Raw genomic sequence first — 18,558 nt, 5'->3', positions numbered from 1 at the left:
ATGATTTCGCACACACCGATAGGTGGAAATCACCTGGACAACGAACGTGACGAACACGAAACGAAGAGTCTTTGACGCGAGCTTCAAGCTGCAGATCGTGCAGATGATCCGGTCGCAGGGCCTGGGCATTGGCGAGGTCTGCCGGGACATGAAGCTGGGCGAGACGGCGGTGCGGCGCTGGCTGGCACAGGCCGATGCGGAACAGCTGGGGCAGCCTGGCATCGGCAAGCCGTTGACGGCGGAGCACCAGCGCATCCGCCAGCTCGAAGCCGAGAACAAGCAACTCCGGGGCGACGTAGAAGTTTTAAAAAAAGCATCGGCCTTCTTTGCCCGGGAACTGCGATGAGCTTCAAGCTCGTCGGGCAACTGCAAGAGAAGGCCGCGGTGGTGGAGCAGGTTTGCCGGGTGCTGGGCATCAGCCGCTCGGGCTACTACGCGGCCCGCAGGCGCAGCCGAATGCAGCCGGCGGTGTGCGAGGCCAGCGTGCAACTGAAGGCGGCATTTGCGGCCAGCGGCGGGGCGTACGGCAGCCGACGGCTGCGCACGGCGGTGGCCTCGCGTGGCATCGTCATGGGGATCTACCGCGTGCGCCGTTTGATGTGCCAGCATGGTCTGCGCTCGACGTGGAAGCGCAAGTTCGTGCACACGACCGACAGCAAACACGCGCTGCCGATCTCGCCCAATGTGCTGGCCCGACAGTTCAACCCGACGCGGCCCGATCAGGCCTGGGTCGCCGACATCACCTACATCCGCACGCGCAGCGGCTGGCTGTATCTGGCGGTGGTGCTGGACTTGTTTGCGCGCAAGGTGGTGGGCTGGGCGATGGCCCCGGACATGCAGGCCGGGCTGGTGTGCCGGGCGTTGCAACTGGCCATCGTGCAGCGCCAACCTGCGCCGGGCTTGATCGTCCACACGGATCGCGGCAGCCAGTACGCCAGCGCGGCGCATCAGGCGCTGCTGGCCAGACACGGCCTGGTCGGCAGCATGAGCCGCAAGGGCAACTGCTGGGACAACGCGGTGATGGAGCGCTTCTTCCTGAACCTCAAGATGGAGCGCGTCTGGCAGCGCGATTACGCCAACCATGCCGAGGCCACGAGCGACATCGCCGACTACATCGTCAGCTTCTACAACAGCGTGCGTCTGCACTCCACACTGGGCAACTTGCCACCCAATGCCTTCGAGCATCAATCGGCAATCACACAACCTATCGGGCTGTGCGAAATAACTTGACCAGGACAGTGGGCGTGCGGTGTGCTGTCGCCGTGCGTACAGCCGGACTTGTTCCGCTGTCCGCCGACCGTCCCCTGACCGTCGCCCTGACCGTCTTGCTCTCGGGTTTTCCAATGCCTTCCGTTTTCTCGCTGATGCGATGGATGACGCACCTGAACGTGGGTGCCTTCCTCGCCACCCTGGCTTGGCTGTGCTGGATGCACAACATGCTGTCCAGTGCCTCGCCACGACCGATCGCCTCCCCGTCCCCGCTGACCCTGGTGGCCTGTCCTGCTCCCGGGACATGTGCCGCGCCCGAGGTGCGTCGATGATCCGGAACGTCAAGCTGTTCGTGGCCGCGCACGTGGTGGCTGTCGTGGCCCTGTACGCACTGGCGCTGTACATCGGTGGCGGCTGGGCCGATGCGCCGACCTTGCCGCTGAGCGGCACGGCCACACGCTTCGCCTCACGCCCATCCCCTGCGCTGTTCGGCACGCCACGTCCGGTCGATCCGGCGATCGAGGCGCGATTGCCTCGCCATGAACTCGAACTGCGCTCTGCCAGCCAGGACCTGCCCGCGCCCTGGGCGCGGTGAGTCGCGCTCGACACCTTGTCCAACCCCCCCCCTGTCCGATCCCCTGGAGATGACCATGTCTGTTTTTTCTTCTGCCCGTTTCCCGCTCGCCCTGATGGCCGCTGCTGCACTGACCGCCTGTGGCGGCGGTGATGACACCACGACCACCACCCCGACGGCCACCACGCAAAGCGTGTCCATCGACTTCGCCGCCACCATCGGCAGCTCGGTGCTGAACATCGGCAAGTGCGCCGACACGCAGGTCAACGGCATCGCCACACGCGGCGGTGCAGCCGTCAATGCCAAGCTCACCGACCTGCGCTTCTACGTCTCGAACGTGAAGCTGCTGAAGGCGGACGGCACCGCCGTGGCCGTCACGCTCGACGAAAGCACCTGGCAGGCCAATGCGGGCACCGACTCGGTGGCACTGATCGACTTCGAGGACGGCACCTGCACCAATGGCGGTGCCACGGGCGGTACCAATACCAAGATCACTGGCAACGTCGCCAGCGGTACCTATGTCGGCGTGTCTTTCGTGCTGGGCGTGCCCGAATCGCTCAACCACGTCAACCCGGCGCTGTCCACCACGCCCAAGCCGATCGACGCCAGCGTGCCGGGCATGGCCTGGTCGTGGCAGGCGGGCCGCAAGTTCATGAAGATCGAACTCAGCCCCGAGAACGCCACGACGGCCGGCACCTACACCGGCGGCGTCCAGATCATCACCGCCGCGGGCGCGCAGGCCACGACGACCACGGCCGGCGTCACCACCAACGTTGCCAACACCAATGCCTTCGTCTACCACCTGGGCAACACCGGCTGCGTGGCGGACGCGGCGGCCACGGCCACGGGCGGCTACACCTGCAGCGCGAACAACCAGGTGCCGGTGACGATCGCGGCGTTCAATCCGACCAGCCAGCGTGTCACGATGGACCTGCAGGCGCTGTTCGCCGGCAACAACGCGACCCAGAACACCACCGGCACCGCTGCCGGCTGCATGTCGGCCGCGGACGATCCGCAGTGCCCGGCGATGTTCACCGCACTGACCGGCGCCAAGTCGGGCGGCACCGTCTTCCGCGCCATCGCCAAGTGATCCGCGGAGCGACTGCACCATGACCTTCGCAAGCCTGAAAAGGGCTTGCGTGCTCCCCGCCACGCTGACACTGGTCCTCGTGGCCAGCCTGTTCGGCTGTGGCGGGGGTGGCACGCAGGCCATCGACACGGGGCTGAGCACCTCGTCCTGGACCTGGCGCCTGCCTGCCGGATTTCCGGTGCCTGTGGTGCCGGACGACAACCCGATGAGCGACGCCAAGGTCGAACTGGGGCGATTCCTGTTCCACGACAAGCGCCTGTCGGGCAACGGCACCCAGGCTTGCGTCAGTTGCCACCTGCAGTCGCTCGCCTTCACCGACGGGCGGGCCACCTCGCTTGGGTCCACCGGCGAAGCCCACCCGCGCAACGCCCAGCCGCTCGCCAACGTCGCCTACAACGCCACGCTGACCTGGGCCAACTTCTCGCTCACCGACCTGGAGCGTCAGGCGCTCGCCCCGCTGTTCGGCGACAACCCGGTCGAGATGGGCGTCAATGACCGCAACCAGGCCGAGGTGCTGGCCCGCATCAGCGCCGACGCCGACTACAGCGCCCGCTTTGCCAGCGTCTACGCTGGCCAGGCGCAGCCCGTCACGTGGGACAACATCATCAAGTCGATCGCTGCGTTCCAGCGTTCGATCATCTCGGCCAACAGCCGCTACGACCGCGCGCAGCGGGGCGAGTTGCTGCTCACGGCGGCGGAAACCCGCGGCCTGAACCTGTTCAATGGCGAGAAGGCCGAGTGCTTCCATTGCCACGGCAGCTTCAACTTCAACGACCAGACGCGCCACCTCGGCCTGCGGCTGGTGGACACGCCCTTCCACAACACGGGGCTCTACGACATCGACGGCAAGGGCGGGTTTCCGTTCCCGAACCGCGGCATCCTGGAACTCAGCGGCAAGCCCGAGGACATGGGCAAGTTCCGCGCGCAGACGCTGCGCAATGTCGCGGTGACGGCGCCCTACATGCACGACGGCAGCATCGCGACGCTGGAAGAGGTGCTCGATTTCTACGCCGCGGGCGGGCGGGTGATCACCAGCGGGCCGCACGCGGGTGATGGTCGAAACAACCCCTTCAAGAGCGATCTGGTCGCCGCGATCAGCCTGACCGCACAGGACAAGGCTGATCTGGTGGCCTTTCTGAAGACGCTCACCGACGAGGATCTGCTGACCGATCCGCGTTTTTCGGACCCGTTCCAGTGAGGCCCCTGATGCGCAACAACCGATTCCTGCGGGGTGGACCGCGTGGTGCCCTGGTGGCCGCGCTGATCGCGGCGGGCGTGCTGAGCGGCGGCCTGGTCCGCGCCCACGAGGCCGAGGAAGACGCTTTGCCCGGTACCGCCGGCTGGCGCCTGAACGCGGCGGCGGCCCTGTCCGCCATCAAGGCAAACCAGTCCTGGCCAATGCCACGCTGGTCGGGCGTGCTCGGCAGCGGACAGACGGCGGATGACCGGCGCGGTCTGCACGTGGAGCACGCCATGCTGGGCGGTGCGTTCCGTGCCGACACGGCCGGTGGCGTGCAACTCGGTGCGCGGCTGGCGGTTGGCTGGCACGGGCAGGGCGCGGCGCACGTCGAGACGGCGACGGGTGAAGCCCGCTACCGGCTCGGGGACGACCCGCTCAGCCTGTCGGTGGGGCGCATGGCCGTGCCAATGGGCACCGTGTTGACGGAGGCCGGCCACCTCGACCGCTACGCGCAGACGCCGCTGATCCGGCGCGCGGTGTCCGATGGCGACTGGATCGACGACGGTGTTCACCTGCGCTGGCGCCGCGGCGACGGGCAAGACGACGGGCTGCAGACGGTGGGTGTCGGCCTGTGGCGGGCGAAGGCGTTTCCGGGTTCGGCCGCCGCCGCCGTGGCACCGAGCCTGCACCTGCGCGCGGGGCAGGGCGAATGGACCGCCGACGGCTTCGCGATGCGGCTGGTGCCTCGGTCGCGCGGCGCCTACGCGGCGAGTTCCACGGCGGGACACACCCACTCGCAGCCGGACTGCGCCCGCAGCCTGGTCGGCGTCACCTGCTTTGACGGGCGCAGCGTGGTGGTCGGGGCGAGCCTGCGCTGGACGCCGCACGACCTGCCGCTGGTGCTGACGCTGGCCGGCCTGTCGCAGCACGAGCGGGGCACGCTGGATTCCCTGAGCGGGTCGGCCGACTACCGTGGCCGCACCACCGGCGGTTGGCTCGACGCGGTCTGGTCGCTGGACGCGCGCTGGCAACTCGGCCTGCGCGCCGAGCGGCTGGTCGCCCGCCACCGCCTGGAAGGGCCGGGCGCGACGGGCGTGGCCCAGGACGCCGGCCTCGCCACGAACCAGCCGATGCACCGGCTCGCGGGCAGTCTCGCGCTGCAGCCGTCCGAGGGCTGGCGCGTGATCGCCGAGGCCGGTGCGGAGCGGGGCGCCGAGCGCACCTCGCGCTGGGTCGGGCTGCGCCTGATCACGCAGGCTTCTCTTCAACCCTGATTCCCGCTTTTTCACCTTGTCGTTTCCGGAGATTCCCATGCTGAACCTGAACCGCTTCATGCCCGCCGCCGCCCTGATCGTCGCCTTGCTGGCCCCCGTGGCCGTCCACGCGGCCGACGACACCCAGGCCATCCGCCACGTGATGATGAAGACCTGGGACAAGCCCGACGCGCGGCTGAAGGTCGAGCCGATCGTGCTGCGCGGCGCACACGCCGTGGCGGGCTGGACGCAGGGTGAGCGCGGCGGCCGGGCGCTGATGGCGCGCAACGGCGACGGGAGCTGGCGCGTCGTGCTGTGTGCGGGCGACGGCATCCGCCACGCCCCGGCGCTTCAGGACGCCGGCCTGAGCGCTGCGGATGCGCAGGCGCTGGCCCGCGACCTGGCTGCGGCAGAAGCGAAGCTGCCCGCGGCGCAGCGCGCCAGGTTCGCCACCTTCGACGGCATCGTCCGCATGGACGCCCATGGTCAGCACCCGCCCGCCAGCGATGCCGCCCATGGCCACGCCCAGCACAAGGCGCATTGACCTGACTCGCCGAATCCCACCTTGTTTCCGAGGATCTCCGACATGATCGCGATCTCCCGTCCTGCTCCTTCTTCCCGCACAGACGACCTGCTGGCCTGGTGCGGCGCTGACCGAGAGCGGTTTCGCCGTGGTGAACTGGTGTTCCGCCCCGGGCGATTCCAGTGGCCTTTCGTGATCGTGGCCGGGGCGATGCGCCTGGATCTGCCCGCTGGCGACGACAGCGCGCTGCAACTGGCCCTGCCTGGAGACCTGCTGGGCATCGAGCAACTCATCGGTCAGCCCCAGAGCACCTTCGGGCGCGCGATCGTCGAGACGGTCATCGCACCGCTGGGTGCGATCCCGGAGGCGATGCACCAGAACGCACTGATCCGGCAACTCGTCGCCAGCCACCGCCGCGCGCTGGAGCAGGCACGGCTGCGCTTCGGGCCAGCGTCCGAGCGGATCCGGGCGTTGCTGCTGATGCTGGCGCAGCACGAACGCACGCCGGACGAACCGATGTGCTGCGAACTGCCGCGCCTGAGCGACATTGCCGCGCTGACCGACACCGCGCCGGAGACGGCCTCGCGGGTCATCTCCAGCCTGCGCCGCAGCGGGCTCATCGCATCCAGCGGTGAGGACGATACGCAACGCTCTGTGCAGATCGGCCCGCTGATGCGCCTGCGGGCGGGCGAGATGCCCCCCGGCATGACCCGCAGCCGCGTCGGTGTCGCCCGCGCACGGTCCGCCTGATCTTTTCAAACGTCAAACGACAACGATCCCCGAGGAGCCATGATGATTCATCGACTGACACCGGTCGCACTGGCGGCGACGCTCGTGTTTCCCGCGCATGCCCAGACGCAGGCAACAGCCGCTGATCTGCCGACGGTAGTGGTGACGGGCAACCGCAGCCCCTACGTGCTTCCCGCCACCCGGTCGGCCACCCGCACCGACACCCCGGTCGAGCAGGTGCCGCAGTCGATCGTGGTGCTGCCGAAGTCCCTGATCGAGGACCAGGGCGCCCGCACGCTCACCGACGTGCTGCGCAACGCGAGCAACGTCAACGACGTGGACGAGCGCGACGCCAACAACGTGCCGTTCAAGATCCGCGGCTTCACGGCGGCGACCGTGGTGGACGGCGTGGCGATGCCGGGTTACTTCGGGACGCAGGAAAGCCTGGTGAACGTCGAGCGCATCGACATCGTCAAGGGGCCGGCGGGTGACCTGTTCGGCAGCAGCCAAGGCCTGGGCAGCTACGGCAGCCTCGGCGGCACCGTCGCCATCACCACCGCCGAGCCCGACCAGACCGCGCGCCGCCGTGTCCAGTTCCGGCTCGGGTCGCAGCGCGAGCGCGGTGTCGGCTTCGACGTCAACCAGCCGCTCGGCGCGGACTGGGCGGTCCGGCTGGTGGGCGAAGCCAGCGAGCGCGACAGCGAGACGGACCGGGTGTTCTTCCGCCGCCGCGCGCTGGCACCCAGCCTCGCGTGGACGCCGAGTGCCGACACCAAGGTGGTGCTGAAGGGGCGCTACCTGGACAACACCACGCTCGACTACAGCGGTCTGCCGCTCAACGGCACGCTCGACACCTCGACCTACACGCTGCCGCGCCGCACGATGGTCGCCGCGACCGACCAGCCCGACACGACCAACACTTCGCAGGGCATCCACCTGCACTGGATGCAGCGGCTGACCCCCGCGTGGACCTTCGACCTGACCCTGGCGCACCAGCAGGCGAAGGTGGACCAGCGCGGAAGCTGGCTCGTGGACCCCACCGGGATGATGGGCTGCTTCGGTTTCGGCACGGCCACACCGGCCACCAACATCCTCTGCGGCGCCCGCATGTGGGATCGGTTCAAGACGACTTCGGTTTCACCGAGCCTGACCGGCCGCATCGAGCATGACGGTGTCCGGCACACGCTCAGCGCCGGCCTCGACCTGGAGCGGACGAAGGACGACGCCTTCATGATCTACTCCAACCTGATGGGGCCGATCGCGATGGACAACGTCAGCCTGGTCGGGCCGACCGCCTATCCGGTCTGGTCCGAGCCGCTGGAGCCGGCCACCCCTGATCAGCAGAACCGCTACACGTCCCGCGTGGTCTACCTGCAGGACCAGATGGACATCGGGGACTGGCACCTGCTGGGCAGCCTGCGCCACAGCCGCATTGACGTGACCGACATCAACCCCGCCTGGGGTGTCAGCAACGTCAGCCGCAACCACCGCACGACGCCCCGCGTCGGCGCGGTCTACGACGTGACACCGCAGGTGTCGCTGTTCGCCGGTTACGCCGAGGGCATCAAGGTGCCGACGGTTTCCGTCTTCAGCACGCCGCCCAAGCCGGAGGAGGGGCAGCAGAAGGAGCTGGGCCTGCGCCTCAAGGACTTCCACGGCCTGTCCGCCACGATCGCCGTGTTCGACCTGTCGCGCCGCAATGCCGCGGTCGGCGATCCGACGCAACCCGGCAAGTCGATCCAGACCGGGCTGCAGCGCTCGAAGGGCGTGGACATCGACCTGCGCTGGCGCTTTGCCCGTGGCTGGACGGGGCTGGCGGCGCTGACGTCGCAGCAGGCGCGCATCGTCGAGGACACGAACGCGGCGCTGGTGGACAAGTGGCTCTTCAACGTGCCTCAGAAATCGGCCCGGCTGGCGCTGCGGTATGACGCGCCAGAAGGGGCGTGGTCCGGCTTCGGTGTGGGGCTGGGCATGACCTACCGCGGCCGGCTGGCCGGGGACAACGTCAACAGCTTCTTCACCCCGGCGGCCACGGTCTGGGACGCACAGGTGTCCTGGCGCACCGAGGGCGCCCGCTACGGCGTCGGGGTCGGCAACCTGTTCGACCGGCAGTTCTACAAGCCGTCGGCCTACTTCAGTGGCGGACAGGTCACGCCCGCACAGGGCCGCACCGTGACTGCCTCGGCCCAGTTCGATTTCTGAAGCGGGAGTGACCATGGATCGTCGACGTTTCTGGCACTTGTTGTCGTTTTCCGGCTGGTCCCTGGCGAGCCTGTCCACCCAGGCTGCTGCCGCGGGTGAGCCGGCTTCGCCACCCGCGGCCCCCGTGCCATCGAAGGACACCGCCGAGGCCGCCCACCTGGAGGCGATGAACCGGTACGCCGCGCTGCTCGGCGGCCCCAAGGTCAAGGTGGCCATGCTGGTCTATCCCGGCATGTTCCTGCAGGACCTGGTCGGACCGCTGGCGGTGTTCGAGTCGCTGATGAACAAGGAGATCCACCTGGTCTGGAAGAACCTGGACCCGGTGGGCAACGAGCGGGATCCGCAGCCGCTCATCCCGGTGCGGCCGACGACGACTTTCGCCCAGTGCCCGAGCGACCTCGACGTGCTGTTCGTGCCGGGCGGCGTGCCGGGCACCTTCACGGTGATGGAAGACCCGGAGGTGCTGCGTTTCCTGGCCGACAAGGCGCGCACCGCCCGGTACGTCACCAGCGTCTGCACGGGGTCGCTCATCCTTGGCGCGGCCGGCCTGCTCAAAGGCTATCGGGCGACGTCCTACTGGTCCACGGTGGACGTGCTGAAAGACCTCGGCGCCATCCCGGTGCGGGAGCGGGTGGTGATCGACCGCAACCGCATCACGGGGGGCGGCGTGACGGCGGGGATCGACTTCGGGCTGACGATCGCAGCGCTGGTGACGTCGAAAGACTACGCACAGGCGATCCAGCTCTACCTCGAATACGATCCGGCGCCACCATTCAACGCCGGCTCGCCCGACAAGGCGCCTCCCTTGGCACGCCAGTTCCTGGAGGACATGTTCGTGGGCATGGTCGAGAACGCGCGGCATACCGCACGGCGAGCCATGCAGCGCCTGAACAGCTGACCCGAATGTCCCGAATGTCTGCCTTGATTTCTGCCTGAATTTTTACCTGAAGGAGTTCCCCATGAAGTTTCCCCGCTCGATCCTGAACACCCTGTTCTGCGCAGCACTGACCCTGGCCAGCGCCACGGCCGCCCATGCCCAGGTGACGGTCAAGGAGCCCTGGGTCCGCGGCACCGTGGCGAGCCAGAAGGCCACTGGCGCGTTCATGCAACTGAGCACCACCGAGGCGGTGCGGCTGGTCGAGGCCAGGTCCGGCGCGGCCAAGATCGTCGAGATCCACGAGATGCGCATGGAAGGGGACCGCATGATGATGCAGGCGGTGCCCGGTCTGGACCTCGTCCCGGGCAAGACGCTGGAGCTGAAGCCGGGTGGCTACCACGTCATGCTGATCGACGTGGTCAAGCCGCTGAACGCGGGTGACAAGGTGCCGCTGACGCTGGTGCTCGAAGGCAAGGACAAGAAGCGCATCCAGGTGGAGGTCAGCGCCGAGGTCCGGGCGCTGAACGCCATGCCGGCCGCGCAGCAGCACCAGCATTGACCGGACCCGGCCGGCCGGTGGACCCGGTGGATGACCTATAGTCCCGCCGGTTTCGTACAGCACTCTGGAGAGCATTCGGTGGATGCAAGCAACCCCTACGGCCTGGCCGCCCTCTGGAGCGGCTCGGACCTCGTCGCCAGGACCGTCCTGCTGATCCTGGTGGTCATGTCGGCCGGGAGCTGGTATCTGCTGGTCGTCAAGTGGATCGAGCAGCAGCGCATGCTGGCCCAGGCGAAGGCGACCGAAGCGTTCTGGACGGCGGCCAGTGTCGCGCAGGGCGTGGACACGCTCGCCACCGGCAGCCCGTTCCGCTTCATCGCCCAGGCGGGTGCGGACGCCTCTGTCAAGCACGCCGGCCTGCTCGGCCAGATCGACCTGAACACCTGGATCACGATGTCGATCCAGCGCGCGATCGAGCGGGTGCAGGGCCGGCTGCAGAACGGCCTGGCGTTCCTGGCCACCGTCGGCTCGACGGCGCCGTTCGTCGGCCTGTTCGGCACCGTCTGGGGCATCTACCACGCGCTCACCGCCATCGGTGTCGCGGGGCAGGCCAGCATCGACAAGGTGGCCGGGCCGGTGGGCGAGGCGCTGATCATGACCGCCATCGGGCTGGCGGTCGCGGTGCCGGCGGTGCTGGGCTACAACTGGCTGGTGCGGCGCAACAAGGCGGTGATGGACGAGGTGCGCGGCTTCGCGGCAGACCTGCATGCGGTGCTGCTGGCGCAGGCGTCGGCGAAGTCTTCCCCCGCCTCGCCGTCCAAGGGCTGACATGGCACTGCCGCCCGGCCCGTTCGACGCGCCCGCAGGCGACGACGAGGTGATGGCCACCATCAACACCACGCCGCTGGTCGACGTGATGCTGGTGCTGCTGATCATCTTCCTGATCACGATTCCGGTCGTGACCACGTCGATCAAGGTCGATCTGCCGCAGGAGCGACTGAACCCGCGGCAAAGCAAGCCGGAGAACATCGTGCTCTCGGTCGATGCGCAGGGGGTGGTCTACTGGCACGACACCCCGCTGCCGAACGCCGAGGCGCTCGTGGACCGGCTGAAGACGGTCTCGGTGCAGTCGCCGCAGCCCGAGGTCCACATCCGTGGCGATCGTTCGGCGGCGTATGCACCGGTCGGACGGGTGGTGCTGGCGTGTCAGCGGGCGGGCATCGCGCGGGTGTCGTTCATCACCGAGCCACCAGCGCTGAACTGAGTCGAGATCCAGTCGAGAGCAGGCAGAAGACCACCATGGCGATGAACCTCGGCCCCGGCGACGGGCTCACCCCCGGGAGCGATCCCGAGCCCATCATGGAGATCAACACCACGCCGCTGATCGACGTGATGCTGGTGCTGCTGGTGATGCTGATCATCACGATTCCGATCCAGCTGCACTCGACCGACCTGAACCTGCCGACCGGGAAACCGCCGGTCAACGCCGTGCCGCCCGAGGTGGTGAAGATCGACATCGATCCGGCCAACGTCGTGTATTGGCAAGGTGTGGCGCTGCCGGACCGGGCGGCGCTCGAAGACAAGCTGAAGGCCGCGGCGGCCCAGGCCGAGCCGCCCGAGATCCACATCCGCCCGGATGCCCGGTCGCGCTACGACACGTTTGCATCGGTGATGGTGTCCGCGCAGAAACTCGGCTTGCGCAAGCTCGGCGTGGTCGGCGGGGAGCAGTTCCAGTGAGGCCGGGCAGCCTGCCAGAGTTCGACACGAAGACGGGCACGCCGCGCTGGGTGGGTGCAGGGGTCGTGGTCGGGCTGCATGTGCTGGTCGGCTGGGCGCTGGTGTCGGGGCTGGCGCGCAAGGCGCTGGACGTCGTGCGCCAGCCGGTCGAGGTGGCGATCATCGACGAGGTCAGACCTCCGCCTCCGCCACCCCCTCCACCGCCGCCCCCCGAGCCACCGAAGGTCGTGAAGCTGCGGGATGCTCCGCCGCCCCCGCCGGCCCCCGCGCCCAAGGCCTATGTGCCCCCGCCCGAGGTGACCCCGGCGCCGACACCACCCGCGCCCGCGATCCAGGCGGTGCAGGCCGAGCCGCCGCCGAAGCAGGTCGAGATCAGGCCGCCTCCACCGCCCGCGCCGCCGGCCCCTCCCGCTCCCCCGGCGCCGCCCGCTCCCCCGTCCCGGATCGAAGTCGGGCTGGCCTGTCCGGGTTATGCCGACATCGTCCGCAGCACGATGGACGGTGCCTACGACCGCTACGGCATCACGGGCGTCGTGCGCGTGCGCATGCTGGTGCGCGGCAGCCAGATCGTCGAGGTCACGCCGCTGTCCGGTCCGAAGGAATACCACCGCCTCGTCACGCAGGCGGCCCGGCGCTTCAAGTGCCAGGCCAGCGGGTCGGACGAGGTGCAGGTGACGTTCGAGGTCAGCGTCCGGGAGGACTGAGCGGTCGTGCGGGTTGTGAAGAGGCGCCCCGGCCCTCTGACGCCACAGGAAACCAGCGCATGGGTTCCTCAGGGAATCAGCCCGTGCGCCTGCCCGTAGCGCATCAGCTCGACGGCGGTGTTCACGCCGAGCTTCTGCCGGATCAGGGTCTGGTAGTTGGACACGGTCTTGTCCGACACGCCCATCTCGGCGGCGATCTGGTCGAGCGTCCAGCCGCGCAGCAGGCCCATCAGCGCGTCGTGTTCGCGCAGCGTCAGCGTGTGGTGGCCGGGCAGGTCGGCCCGCCGCTGCGACACCGGGACGGCGGTCTCCCCCGGGAGATGGCTGCGCGCGACCCGCCGCACGGCGTCGAGCAGGCAGTCCGGGTCGCTGCTCTTGCCGACCAGCCCGACCGCACCTGCCCGCAGGCACTGCGCCCGCAAGGCCTCGGTGTCGTGCATCGTGGAGATGAGCACTTTCAGCGCCGGGCGTTCGGTGCGCAGTTGCAGCAGCAACTCCAGCCCGCTGCGGCCAGGCATCGACAGATCAAGGATCAGCAGGTCGATGTCGCCATCAGGTCGTCGGGACAGATCCGCCCAGGCGCTGTCGGCATCGCTGTATTCGGCCACCACGCGCAGGCCGGGCTCGTCTTCCAGCAGGCGCCGGTAACCCATCCGGACGATCGCATGGTCGTCGGCAATGGCCAGCCGCAGTGGGTGAAGGGGGGTCATGGTGGGCAGGGGGCGTCGTGGGGTTGATTCACAGGCAGGCAGGCTTGCAGGGTCAGGCCCGGGCGATCCGTGGTGCCGGGCAGTATCCGCCACTGGCCGGACTGGGCCCAGACCCGCTCCTGCATGCCACCCAGCCCATTGCCGCGCTGGAGGGCGGCGGTGGGCTGGCCCAGACCGACACCGTCATCGCTCACCGACCAATGCAGCCAGCCGCGGGCGCGGTCCCCGGGGGACATGACCAGCCGCATGGACAGTTCGACATGTCGTGCCTGCGCGTGGCGGGCTGCGTTGGTCAGCGCCTCCTGGCTGATCCGGTACACGGCCAAGGCCAGATCGCGTGGCAGCTCCATTTCGGTCGCACTTTCGCTCTTGGCGGACGCTGTGTCCAGAGTCAGCGTGCAGGTGGTGCCGGTGCGGGTGTCTTGCCAGCTCCGGACCAGGGCTTCGAGCATCGACACCAGCCGTTCCAGTGGCAAGGTGCCGGGATCGCGGCCCTCGCCGGCCGGGCCGAACGGCCGCAGTTGCACCAGCAGTTGCCGGATGTCCCGCTGCACTTCACCGCAGCGGGCCGACATGCCCTGGACCACCGAGAGCAACTCTGGCCGGTCGGCCACCTGACGGGCCAGCCAGGCAGCATCGAAACGCAGGGCCGTCAGTCGCTGACCGAACTCGTCGTGCAGTTCGCGCGCCAGCCGTGCCCGCTCGTCTTCCTGAAGGGTGAGCACTTTCTGGCTCAGCAGCCGGCGCCGCGTTTCTGCCTGCTCCAGTCCCTCGGCGAGGTGGCGCAAGGCCATGGCGATCGACTCCAGTTCGCGGATCGGCATGGTCGGCAAGCGCCGCACGGGGTCCAGCGCCTGCCGCTCGATGCCACCGATCGCGTCCAGCAGCTCCGCCAGGGGGATGAATGCCCGCCGCATGTTCCAGCGCATCACCAGCAGCAGCCCGGCAATGCCCCCGAGCAGGACCACGAAGATGCCCGCCAGGTCCGCGATGGCTTCACGGCGCTCGCCTTCGGACGAGGCGTGCAGCGTGGCGGTCCATGGTGGGCCGGACGGCCGCGCGACAGGCCAGGACACGCTGCGCTTGTCGGGTGAGGACAGCAGGCGCCGGTGCCATTGCGCGAGGCCGTCAAGCAGTGCCGAGGCCGCAGGGTCAGGGGGTGGGCTCAACAGCAGCCGTGCATCGGCCGTGTGGAGTTCCAGTTCGAGGTGGCGCAGCCGGCCGTCGGCCTGGAGCGACCGCAGCGACTCGATGGCGTTGGCGTCATCCACGGTCGAGAGCGTCCCCAGGCGCGCCACGATCGCTGCCAGCGTCATGGCGGCTTCCACCTCGTCGTCGATCGCGTCCTGTGCCCGGTACAGACCGACCAGCAGCGCCAGCACCACGGTCAGCAGCCCGACCAGGATGGCCCGCCGCATCACCAGACGTGGCAGATCCAGCGGGGTTTTCCTCTTCATGGCAAACCCTCAGAGCTGTACCAACCCTTGTTCCACCGCGAGACGCAGCAGCTTGAAATCACTGCGAACATCCAGCTTCTGACGCACCAGCGACATGGTGTTGAACACGGTCTTTTCGCTGATGTGCAGGGCCTGGGCGATCTCGCCAATGGTTTCGCCAGAGGTGACCAGGCGCAGCACGTCGAACTCGCGAGGGGTGAGTCGGTCCAGCAGGTCGCCTTGGCCGGCGCGTGCCACGTCGCTGAGCAAGGCCTGCGCGATCTCGCCGGAAAAAACACGCCGTCCGCGGGCGACCTGGCGCAACGCATCCAGCATGTCTTCCGGGTCGCTGTCCTTGGTGAGGTAGCCCAGCGCGCCGGCCCGCAACGCCTGCAGCGCGTAGCTTTCCTGGGCGTGCATCGTGAAGATCAGCACCTTCAGATCGGGTTGGCGCTCGCGCAGTCGGCGGATGGCCTCCAGACCACTGTCCCCTTTCAGGCTCAGATCCACCACGGCGACATCAATCTCCTGCTGGCGGATGAGTTCACACGCCTGGGCCGAGGTGCTGGCTTCGGCGGCCACCTGCATGTCGGCTTCGGCGTCGATGAGCTGGCGATAGCCCGCCCGTACCACCGCGTGGTCGTCCAGCAGCAGTATCCGGATCATGCGTTTGTCTCCGCGTTGTTGGTTGTGTACCAAAACAAAGCAAAACCCGTTCCTGAATGCATGAAGCGAGCCGGGAACGCTTCCCGTCTTGTGCGGGAGCAACTCCCGATACAGCGACGAAGCTGATTTCTAGACTGGCTGCACCTACAACGAGGAGACAGTCCATGTTCCTGAAACAGCCCCACGTTCCCGTTCGGCACGCCGTTGCACTGGCCGTTGCCACCACCCTCGCATTCGGCGCTACCAACGCCATGGCCGTCAAGAATGTCACTTGGGATGACATCGCCAACGACCACAAGACCGGTCAGGACGTGCTGAACTATGGCCTGGGCCTGAAGACCCAGCGCCACAGCCCGCTGCGCCAAGTCAACACCGGCAACGTCGACCAGCTGGTTCCCGTGTGGAGCTTCTCCTTCGGTGGCGAGAAGCAGCGCGGCCAGGAGGCGCAGGCGCTGGTGCATGACGGCGTGATCTACGTGACCAGCTCGTACTCGCGCTTCCATGCGCTGGACGCCAAGACCGGCAAGCAGCTCTGGTCCTACGAGCACCGCCTGCCCGACGACATCCGTCCCTGCTGCGACGTGGTCAACCGTGGTCCGGCCATCTACGGCGACAAGGTGTATTTCGGAACCCTGGATGCCCGCATGGTCGCGCTCGACCGTGCCACCGGCAAGGTGGTCTGGAACGAGAAGTTCGGCGATCACAAGGTCGGCTACACGATGACCGGCGCGCCGACGATCGTGAAGGAAAAGAACGGCCGCGTGCTGCTGATCCACGGCTCGTCCGGTGACGAGTTCGGCGTGGTCGGTTACCTGTACGCCCGCGACCCGGAGACGGGCGCCGAGGTCTGGGCCCGCCCGCTGGTCGAAGGCCACATCGGGCGCAACGAAGGCAAGGACAGCACGCCCACCGGCGACGCCAAGGCCCCGAGCTGGCCGCGTGACAAGGAAGGCAAGCTGGTTGACGCCTGGAACCACGGTGGCGGTGCACCGTGGCAGTCGGCCGCCTTCGACCCGGAAACCAACACCATCGTCATCGGTGCCGGCAACCCCGCACCGTGGAACACCTGGAAGCGCACCAAGGAAGGCGACGACCCGCAGAACTGGGACAGCCTGTTCACCTCGGGCCAGGCCTATGTGGACGCCACGACCGGCGAACTCAAGGGCTTCTTCCAGCACACCCCGAACGATGCCTGGGACTTCTCGGGCAACAACTCGGTGGTGCTGTTCGAGTACAAGGACAAGGACGGCAAGCTGGTCAAGGCCAGCGCACACGCCGACCGCAACGGCTTCTTCTTCGTGACCGACCGGACCAAGCTGGCCACCGGTGCGGGCTACCCGAACAAGCCGACCTCGCTGATCAATGCATGGCCGTTCGTGGACGGGATCACCTGGGCCAAGGGCTTCGATCTGAAGACCGGCCGCCCGATCGAGACCGGCAACCGTCCGCCCCTGCCGGAGGCGGGTGGCGACAAGGGCAAGTCGGTGTTCGTCTCGCCGCCGTTCCTGGGTGGCACGAACTGGATGCCGATGTCCTACAGCCCTGACACCGGCCTGTTCTACATCCCGGGCAACCACTGGGCGATGGACTACTGGACCGAGAACCTGACCTACAAGGCCGGCTCCGCCTACCTCGGCCAGGGCTTCCGCATCAAGCGGCTGTTCGACGACCACGTCGGCGTGCTGCGCGCGATCGATCCGAAGACCGGCAAGATCGCCTGGGAACAGAAGGAGAAGTTCCCGCTGTGGGCCGGCACGATGACCACCGCCGGCGGCCTGCTGGTCACGGGCACGTCAGACGGCTTCATCAAGATCTTCGACGCGAAGAATGGCAAGGAGCTGTGGAAGTTCCAGACCGGCTCGGGCGTGGTGTCGGTGCCGATCACCTGGGAACAGGATGGCGAGCAGTACATCGGCCTGTCGTCGGGCTATGGTGGCGCCGTGCCGCTGTGGGGTGGTGACATGGCCGACCTGACCAAGCAGGTCACGCAGGGCGGCAGCTACTGGGTCTTCAAGCTGCCGAAGTCTGCCTCCAAGGTGGCGGGCAAGTGATGGCTACACCGGCATTCCTGCAAGGAATGACCGGTGTCCTCGGGGGGCTGGCGCTGGCCGCCGGGTTGTGCGGGCCAGCCCCTGTGGCCGCACAGTCCGCTTCGACGCCGGTGCCCGAACCCGAGGTCACGGTCATCAACGGCTGCCGCCTGTGGCCCTACGCCCATTGCCCGGGCACGGACCTGCGCCACGCCAACCTGGTCGGCAAGGACTTGCGCGGCGTGAATTTCAGCGGTGCCCGGCTTTCGCGTGCCAATCTGCGCAGCGCCAACATGGCCGGTGCGCTGCTGGATGATGCCGATCTCACGGCCATCCAGGGCTATGCGCTCAACGCGCCAGGGGCCTCGTTTCGCAACGCCCGGCTGGGCGGTGCGAATCTGGAGATGGCCCGCATGTTCAGGGCCAATCTGTCAGGGGCCGATCTGACCGCTGCCAGCCTGGAGGCTGCCCGCATGAACCTGGTCTGGTTCATCGGGGCGAAGCTGACGGGCGCCAACCTGCAGGAAACCAAGTTCGTCGGCAGCAACCTGCTGAACGCCGACCTCGAAGGTGCGGTGCTGCGCTACACGATCTTTCCGGACGCCAACACGCAGGGCTGCAACGGCTGCCCGAAAGACTGGTGATGCACATGCCTCGATTCATGAATTTCCGGCGAGCAGGGTTGGTGGCCCTGACCGCCGGGCTTGGCGCCGTGGCACAGGCACAGGACTTCAACCCATACCGTGGGCAAGCCACCGTGCATGAAGCCGGTCGCCAGGCTTACAGCCAGCACTGCGCCCAATGCCACGGTGTCGATGCCAGCCAGCCCATGGCAGAAGCACCTGACCTGCGCCGTCTGGACAGTTTCTGTCGTCGCCTGCGCGATCCGGTGCTGAAGAACGACTGCACGGCCGATGTGGACCGCTACTACCTTCGTTCGGTCCACGAGGGCAAGGTGCGTGCCGGGGTCGTTCACATGCCTGCGTGGAAGGACGTGTTGACACCGCAGCAAATCTGGTCAATCCGGACGTTTGTCGAAACCAGACCGCTTGATCCGCCGAAGCGGACCACGTCGGTTGACGCACGGCATGCTGCCGAATCACCGGTTGCAGCGTCCGGCAGCGCACGTTGAACGAGCC

20 protein-coding genes are annotated in these 18,558 nt (G+C 67.9%); 17 read left to right on the top strand and 3 right to left on the bottom strand.

Features of this window, described 5'->3' with window-relative positions; translation table 11 throughout:
* Positions 1–28 precede the first annotated feature (28 nt).
* The 14 genes from BDD16_RS22060 to BDD16_RS21995 all read left to right on the top strand — a co-directional run bounded on the left by BDD16_RS22060 (position 29) and on the right by BDD16_RS21995 (position 12,577).
* Positions 29–1,230, top strand: a protein-coding gene (locus BDD16_RS22060; RefSeq protein WP_375139092.1) for an IS3 family transposase whose coding sequence is annotated in 2 segments (ribosomal slippage) — positions 29–317 and positions 317–1,230 — 1,203 coding nt in all. Because the reading frame shifts where the segments join, the coding sequence is not laid out codon by codon here.
* A 307-nt stretch (positions 1,231–1,537) separates the two neighbouring features.
* Positions 1,538–1,804: a hypothetical protein gene (locus BDD16_RS22055; protein WP_179635913.1), complete on the top strand. Its 267-nt coding sequence runs from the start codon at positions 1,538–1,540 to the stop codon at positions 1,802–1,804.
* 55 nt (positions 1,805–1,859) lie between these two features.
* Entirely contained in the window at positions 1,860–2,873 is a 1,014-nt protein-coding gene (locus BDD16_RS22050; RefSeq protein ID WP_179635912.1) for an MbnP family copper-binding protein, read from the top strand.
* 19 nt (positions 2,874–2,892) lie between these two features.
* Positions 2,893–4,071, top strand: coding sequence for a methanobactin export MATE transporter MbnM (locus BDD16_RS22045; RefSeq protein ID WP_179635911.1), 1,179 nt, complete (start codon positions 2,893–2,895; stop codon positions 4,069–4,071).
* 8 nt (positions 4,072–4,079) lie between these two features.
* The gene (locus BDD16_RS22040) at positions 4,080–5,327 is read left to right on the top strand and encodes a hypothetical protein (RefSeq protein ID WP_179635910.1); all 1,248 of its coding nucleotides are present in this window, start codon (positions 4,080–4,082) and stop codon (positions 5,325–5,327) included.
* A 37-nt stretch (positions 5,328–5,364) separates the two neighbouring features.
* The gene (locus tag BDD16_RS22035) at positions 5,365–5,850 is read left to right on the top strand and encodes a copper uptake system-associated protein (protein ID WP_218897912.1); all 486 of its coding nucleotides are present in this window, start codon (positions 5,365–5,367) and stop codon (positions 5,848–5,850) included.
* A gap of 42 nt (positions 5,851–5,892) precedes the next feature.
* A complete protein-coding gene (locus BDD16_RS22030; protein ID WP_179635909.1) occupies positions 5,893–6,579 on the top strand; it encodes a Crp/Fnr family transcriptional regulator in 687 nt (228 codons plus the stop codon).
* Positions 6,580–6,621: 42 nt separating this feature from the next.
* Positions 6,622–8,760 (top strand): TonB-dependent siderophore receptor, encoded by a 2,139-nt coding sequence (locus BDD16_RS22025; protein WP_179635908.1) that lies wholly within the window; start codon positions 6,622–6,624, stop codon positions 8,758–8,760.
* A 13-nt stretch (positions 8,761–8,773) separates the two neighbouring features.
* Positions 8,774–9,658: a DJ-1/PfpI family protein gene (locus BDD16_RS22020; RefSeq protein ID WP_179635907.1), complete on the top strand. Its 885-nt coding sequence runs from the start codon at positions 8,774–8,776 to the stop codon at positions 9,656–9,658.
* Between the two features lie 61 nt (positions 9,659–9,719).
* Positions 9,720–10,196 carry a copper chaperone PCu(A)C gene (locus tag BDD16_RS22015; protein ID WP_179635906.1) on the top strand — a complete coding sequence of 159 codons (477 nt, stop codon included), beginning with the start codon at positions 9,720–9,722 and terminating at the stop codon, positions 10,194–10,196.
* Between the two features lie 30 nt (positions 10,197–10,226).
* Complete coding sequence (locus BDD16_RS22010; protein WP_179635905.1) at positions 10,227–10,964, top strand: MotA/TolQ/ExbB proton channel family protein; 738 nt, start codon at positions 10,227–10,229, stop codon at positions 10,962–10,964.
* Position 10,965: 1 nt separating this feature from the next.
* The gene (locus BDD16_RS22005; protein WP_179635904.1) at positions 10,966–11,400 is read left to right on the top strand and encodes an ExbD/TolR family protein; all 435 of its coding nucleotides are present in this window, start codon (positions 10,966–10,968) and stop codon (positions 11,398–11,400) included.
* A 35-nt stretch (positions 11,401–11,435) separates the two neighbouring features.
* Positions 11,436–11,873, top strand: coding sequence for an ExbD/TolR family protein (locus BDD16_RS22000; RefSeq protein ID WP_218897906.1), 438 nt, complete (start codon positions 11,436–11,438; stop codon positions 11,871–11,873).
* Positions 11,870–12,577, top strand: a complete 708-nt coding sequence (locus BDD16_RS21995; protein WP_179635903.1) for an energy transducer TonB — start codon at positions 11,870–11,872, stop codon at positions 12,575–12,577. The genes BDD16_RS22000 and BDD16_RS21995 overlap by 4 nt, the downstream gene beginning before the upstream one ends.
* A 68-nt stretch (positions 12,578–12,645) precedes the next feature.
* Here BDD16_RS21995 and BDD16_RS21990 read toward each other — a convergent pair whose 3' ends face one another.
* From BDD16_RS21990 to BDD16_RS21980, 3 genes are read right to left on the bottom strand one after another with little or no spacing between them, the layout of a single operon-like run.
* On the bottom strand, positions 12,646–13,287 hold the full coding sequence (locus tag BDD16_RS21990; protein ID WP_179635902.1) for a response regulator transcription factor: 642 nt from the start codon (positions 13,285–13,287) through the stop codon (positions 12,646–12,648).
* The gene (locus BDD16_RS21985; protein ID WP_179635901.1) at positions 13,284–14,744 is read right to left on the bottom strand and encodes a sensor histidine kinase; all 1,461 of its coding nucleotides are present in this window, start codon (positions 14,742–14,744) and stop codon (positions 13,284–13,286) included. The genes BDD16_RS21990 and BDD16_RS21985 overlap by 4 nt, the downstream gene beginning before the upstream one ends.
* 9 nt (positions 14,745–14,753) lie before the next feature.
* On the bottom strand, positions 14,754–15,389 hold the full coding sequence (locus tag BDD16_RS21980) for a response regulator (protein ID WP_179635900.1): 636 nt from the start codon (positions 15,387–15,389) through the stop codon (positions 14,754–14,756).
* Between the two features lie 164 nt (positions 15,390–15,553).
* Between BDD16_RS21980 and BDD16_RS21975 the strand changes: the two genes are divergently transcribed.
* The 3 genes from BDD16_RS21975 to BDD16_RS21965 are packed head-to-tail and all read left to right on the top strand — an operon-like array spanning position 15,554 to position 18,551.
* Entirely contained in the window at positions 15,554–17,440 is a 1,887-nt protein-coding gene (locus BDD16_RS21975; protein ID WP_179635899.1) for a methanol/ethanol family PQQ-dependent dehydrogenase, read from the top strand.
* A gap of 26 nt (positions 17,441–17,466) precedes the next feature.
* Positions 17,467–18,063 (top strand): pentapeptide repeat-containing protein, encoded by a 597-nt coding sequence (locus tag BDD16_RS21970; RefSeq protein ID WP_179635898.1) that lies wholly within the window; start codon positions 17,467–17,469, stop codon positions 18,061–18,063.
* Positions 18,064–18,068: 5 nt separating this feature from the next.
* Positions 18,069–18,551, top strand: a complete 483-nt coding sequence (locus BDD16_RS21965; protein WP_179635897.1) for a c-type cytochrome — start codon at positions 18,069–18,071, stop codon at positions 18,549–18,551.
* Positions 18,552–18,558: the final 7 nt, after the last annotated feature.

The organism is Sphaerotilus montanus, from assembly GCF_013410775.1.
Taxonomy (GTDB): domain Bacteria; phylum Pseudomonadota; class Gammaproteobacteria; order Burkholderiales; family Burkholderiaceae_C; genus Sphaerotilus; species Sphaerotilus montanus.
Note: the sequence above shows the minus strand (reverse complement) of the source record. Positions and strands in the feature narration are given on the sequence as shown.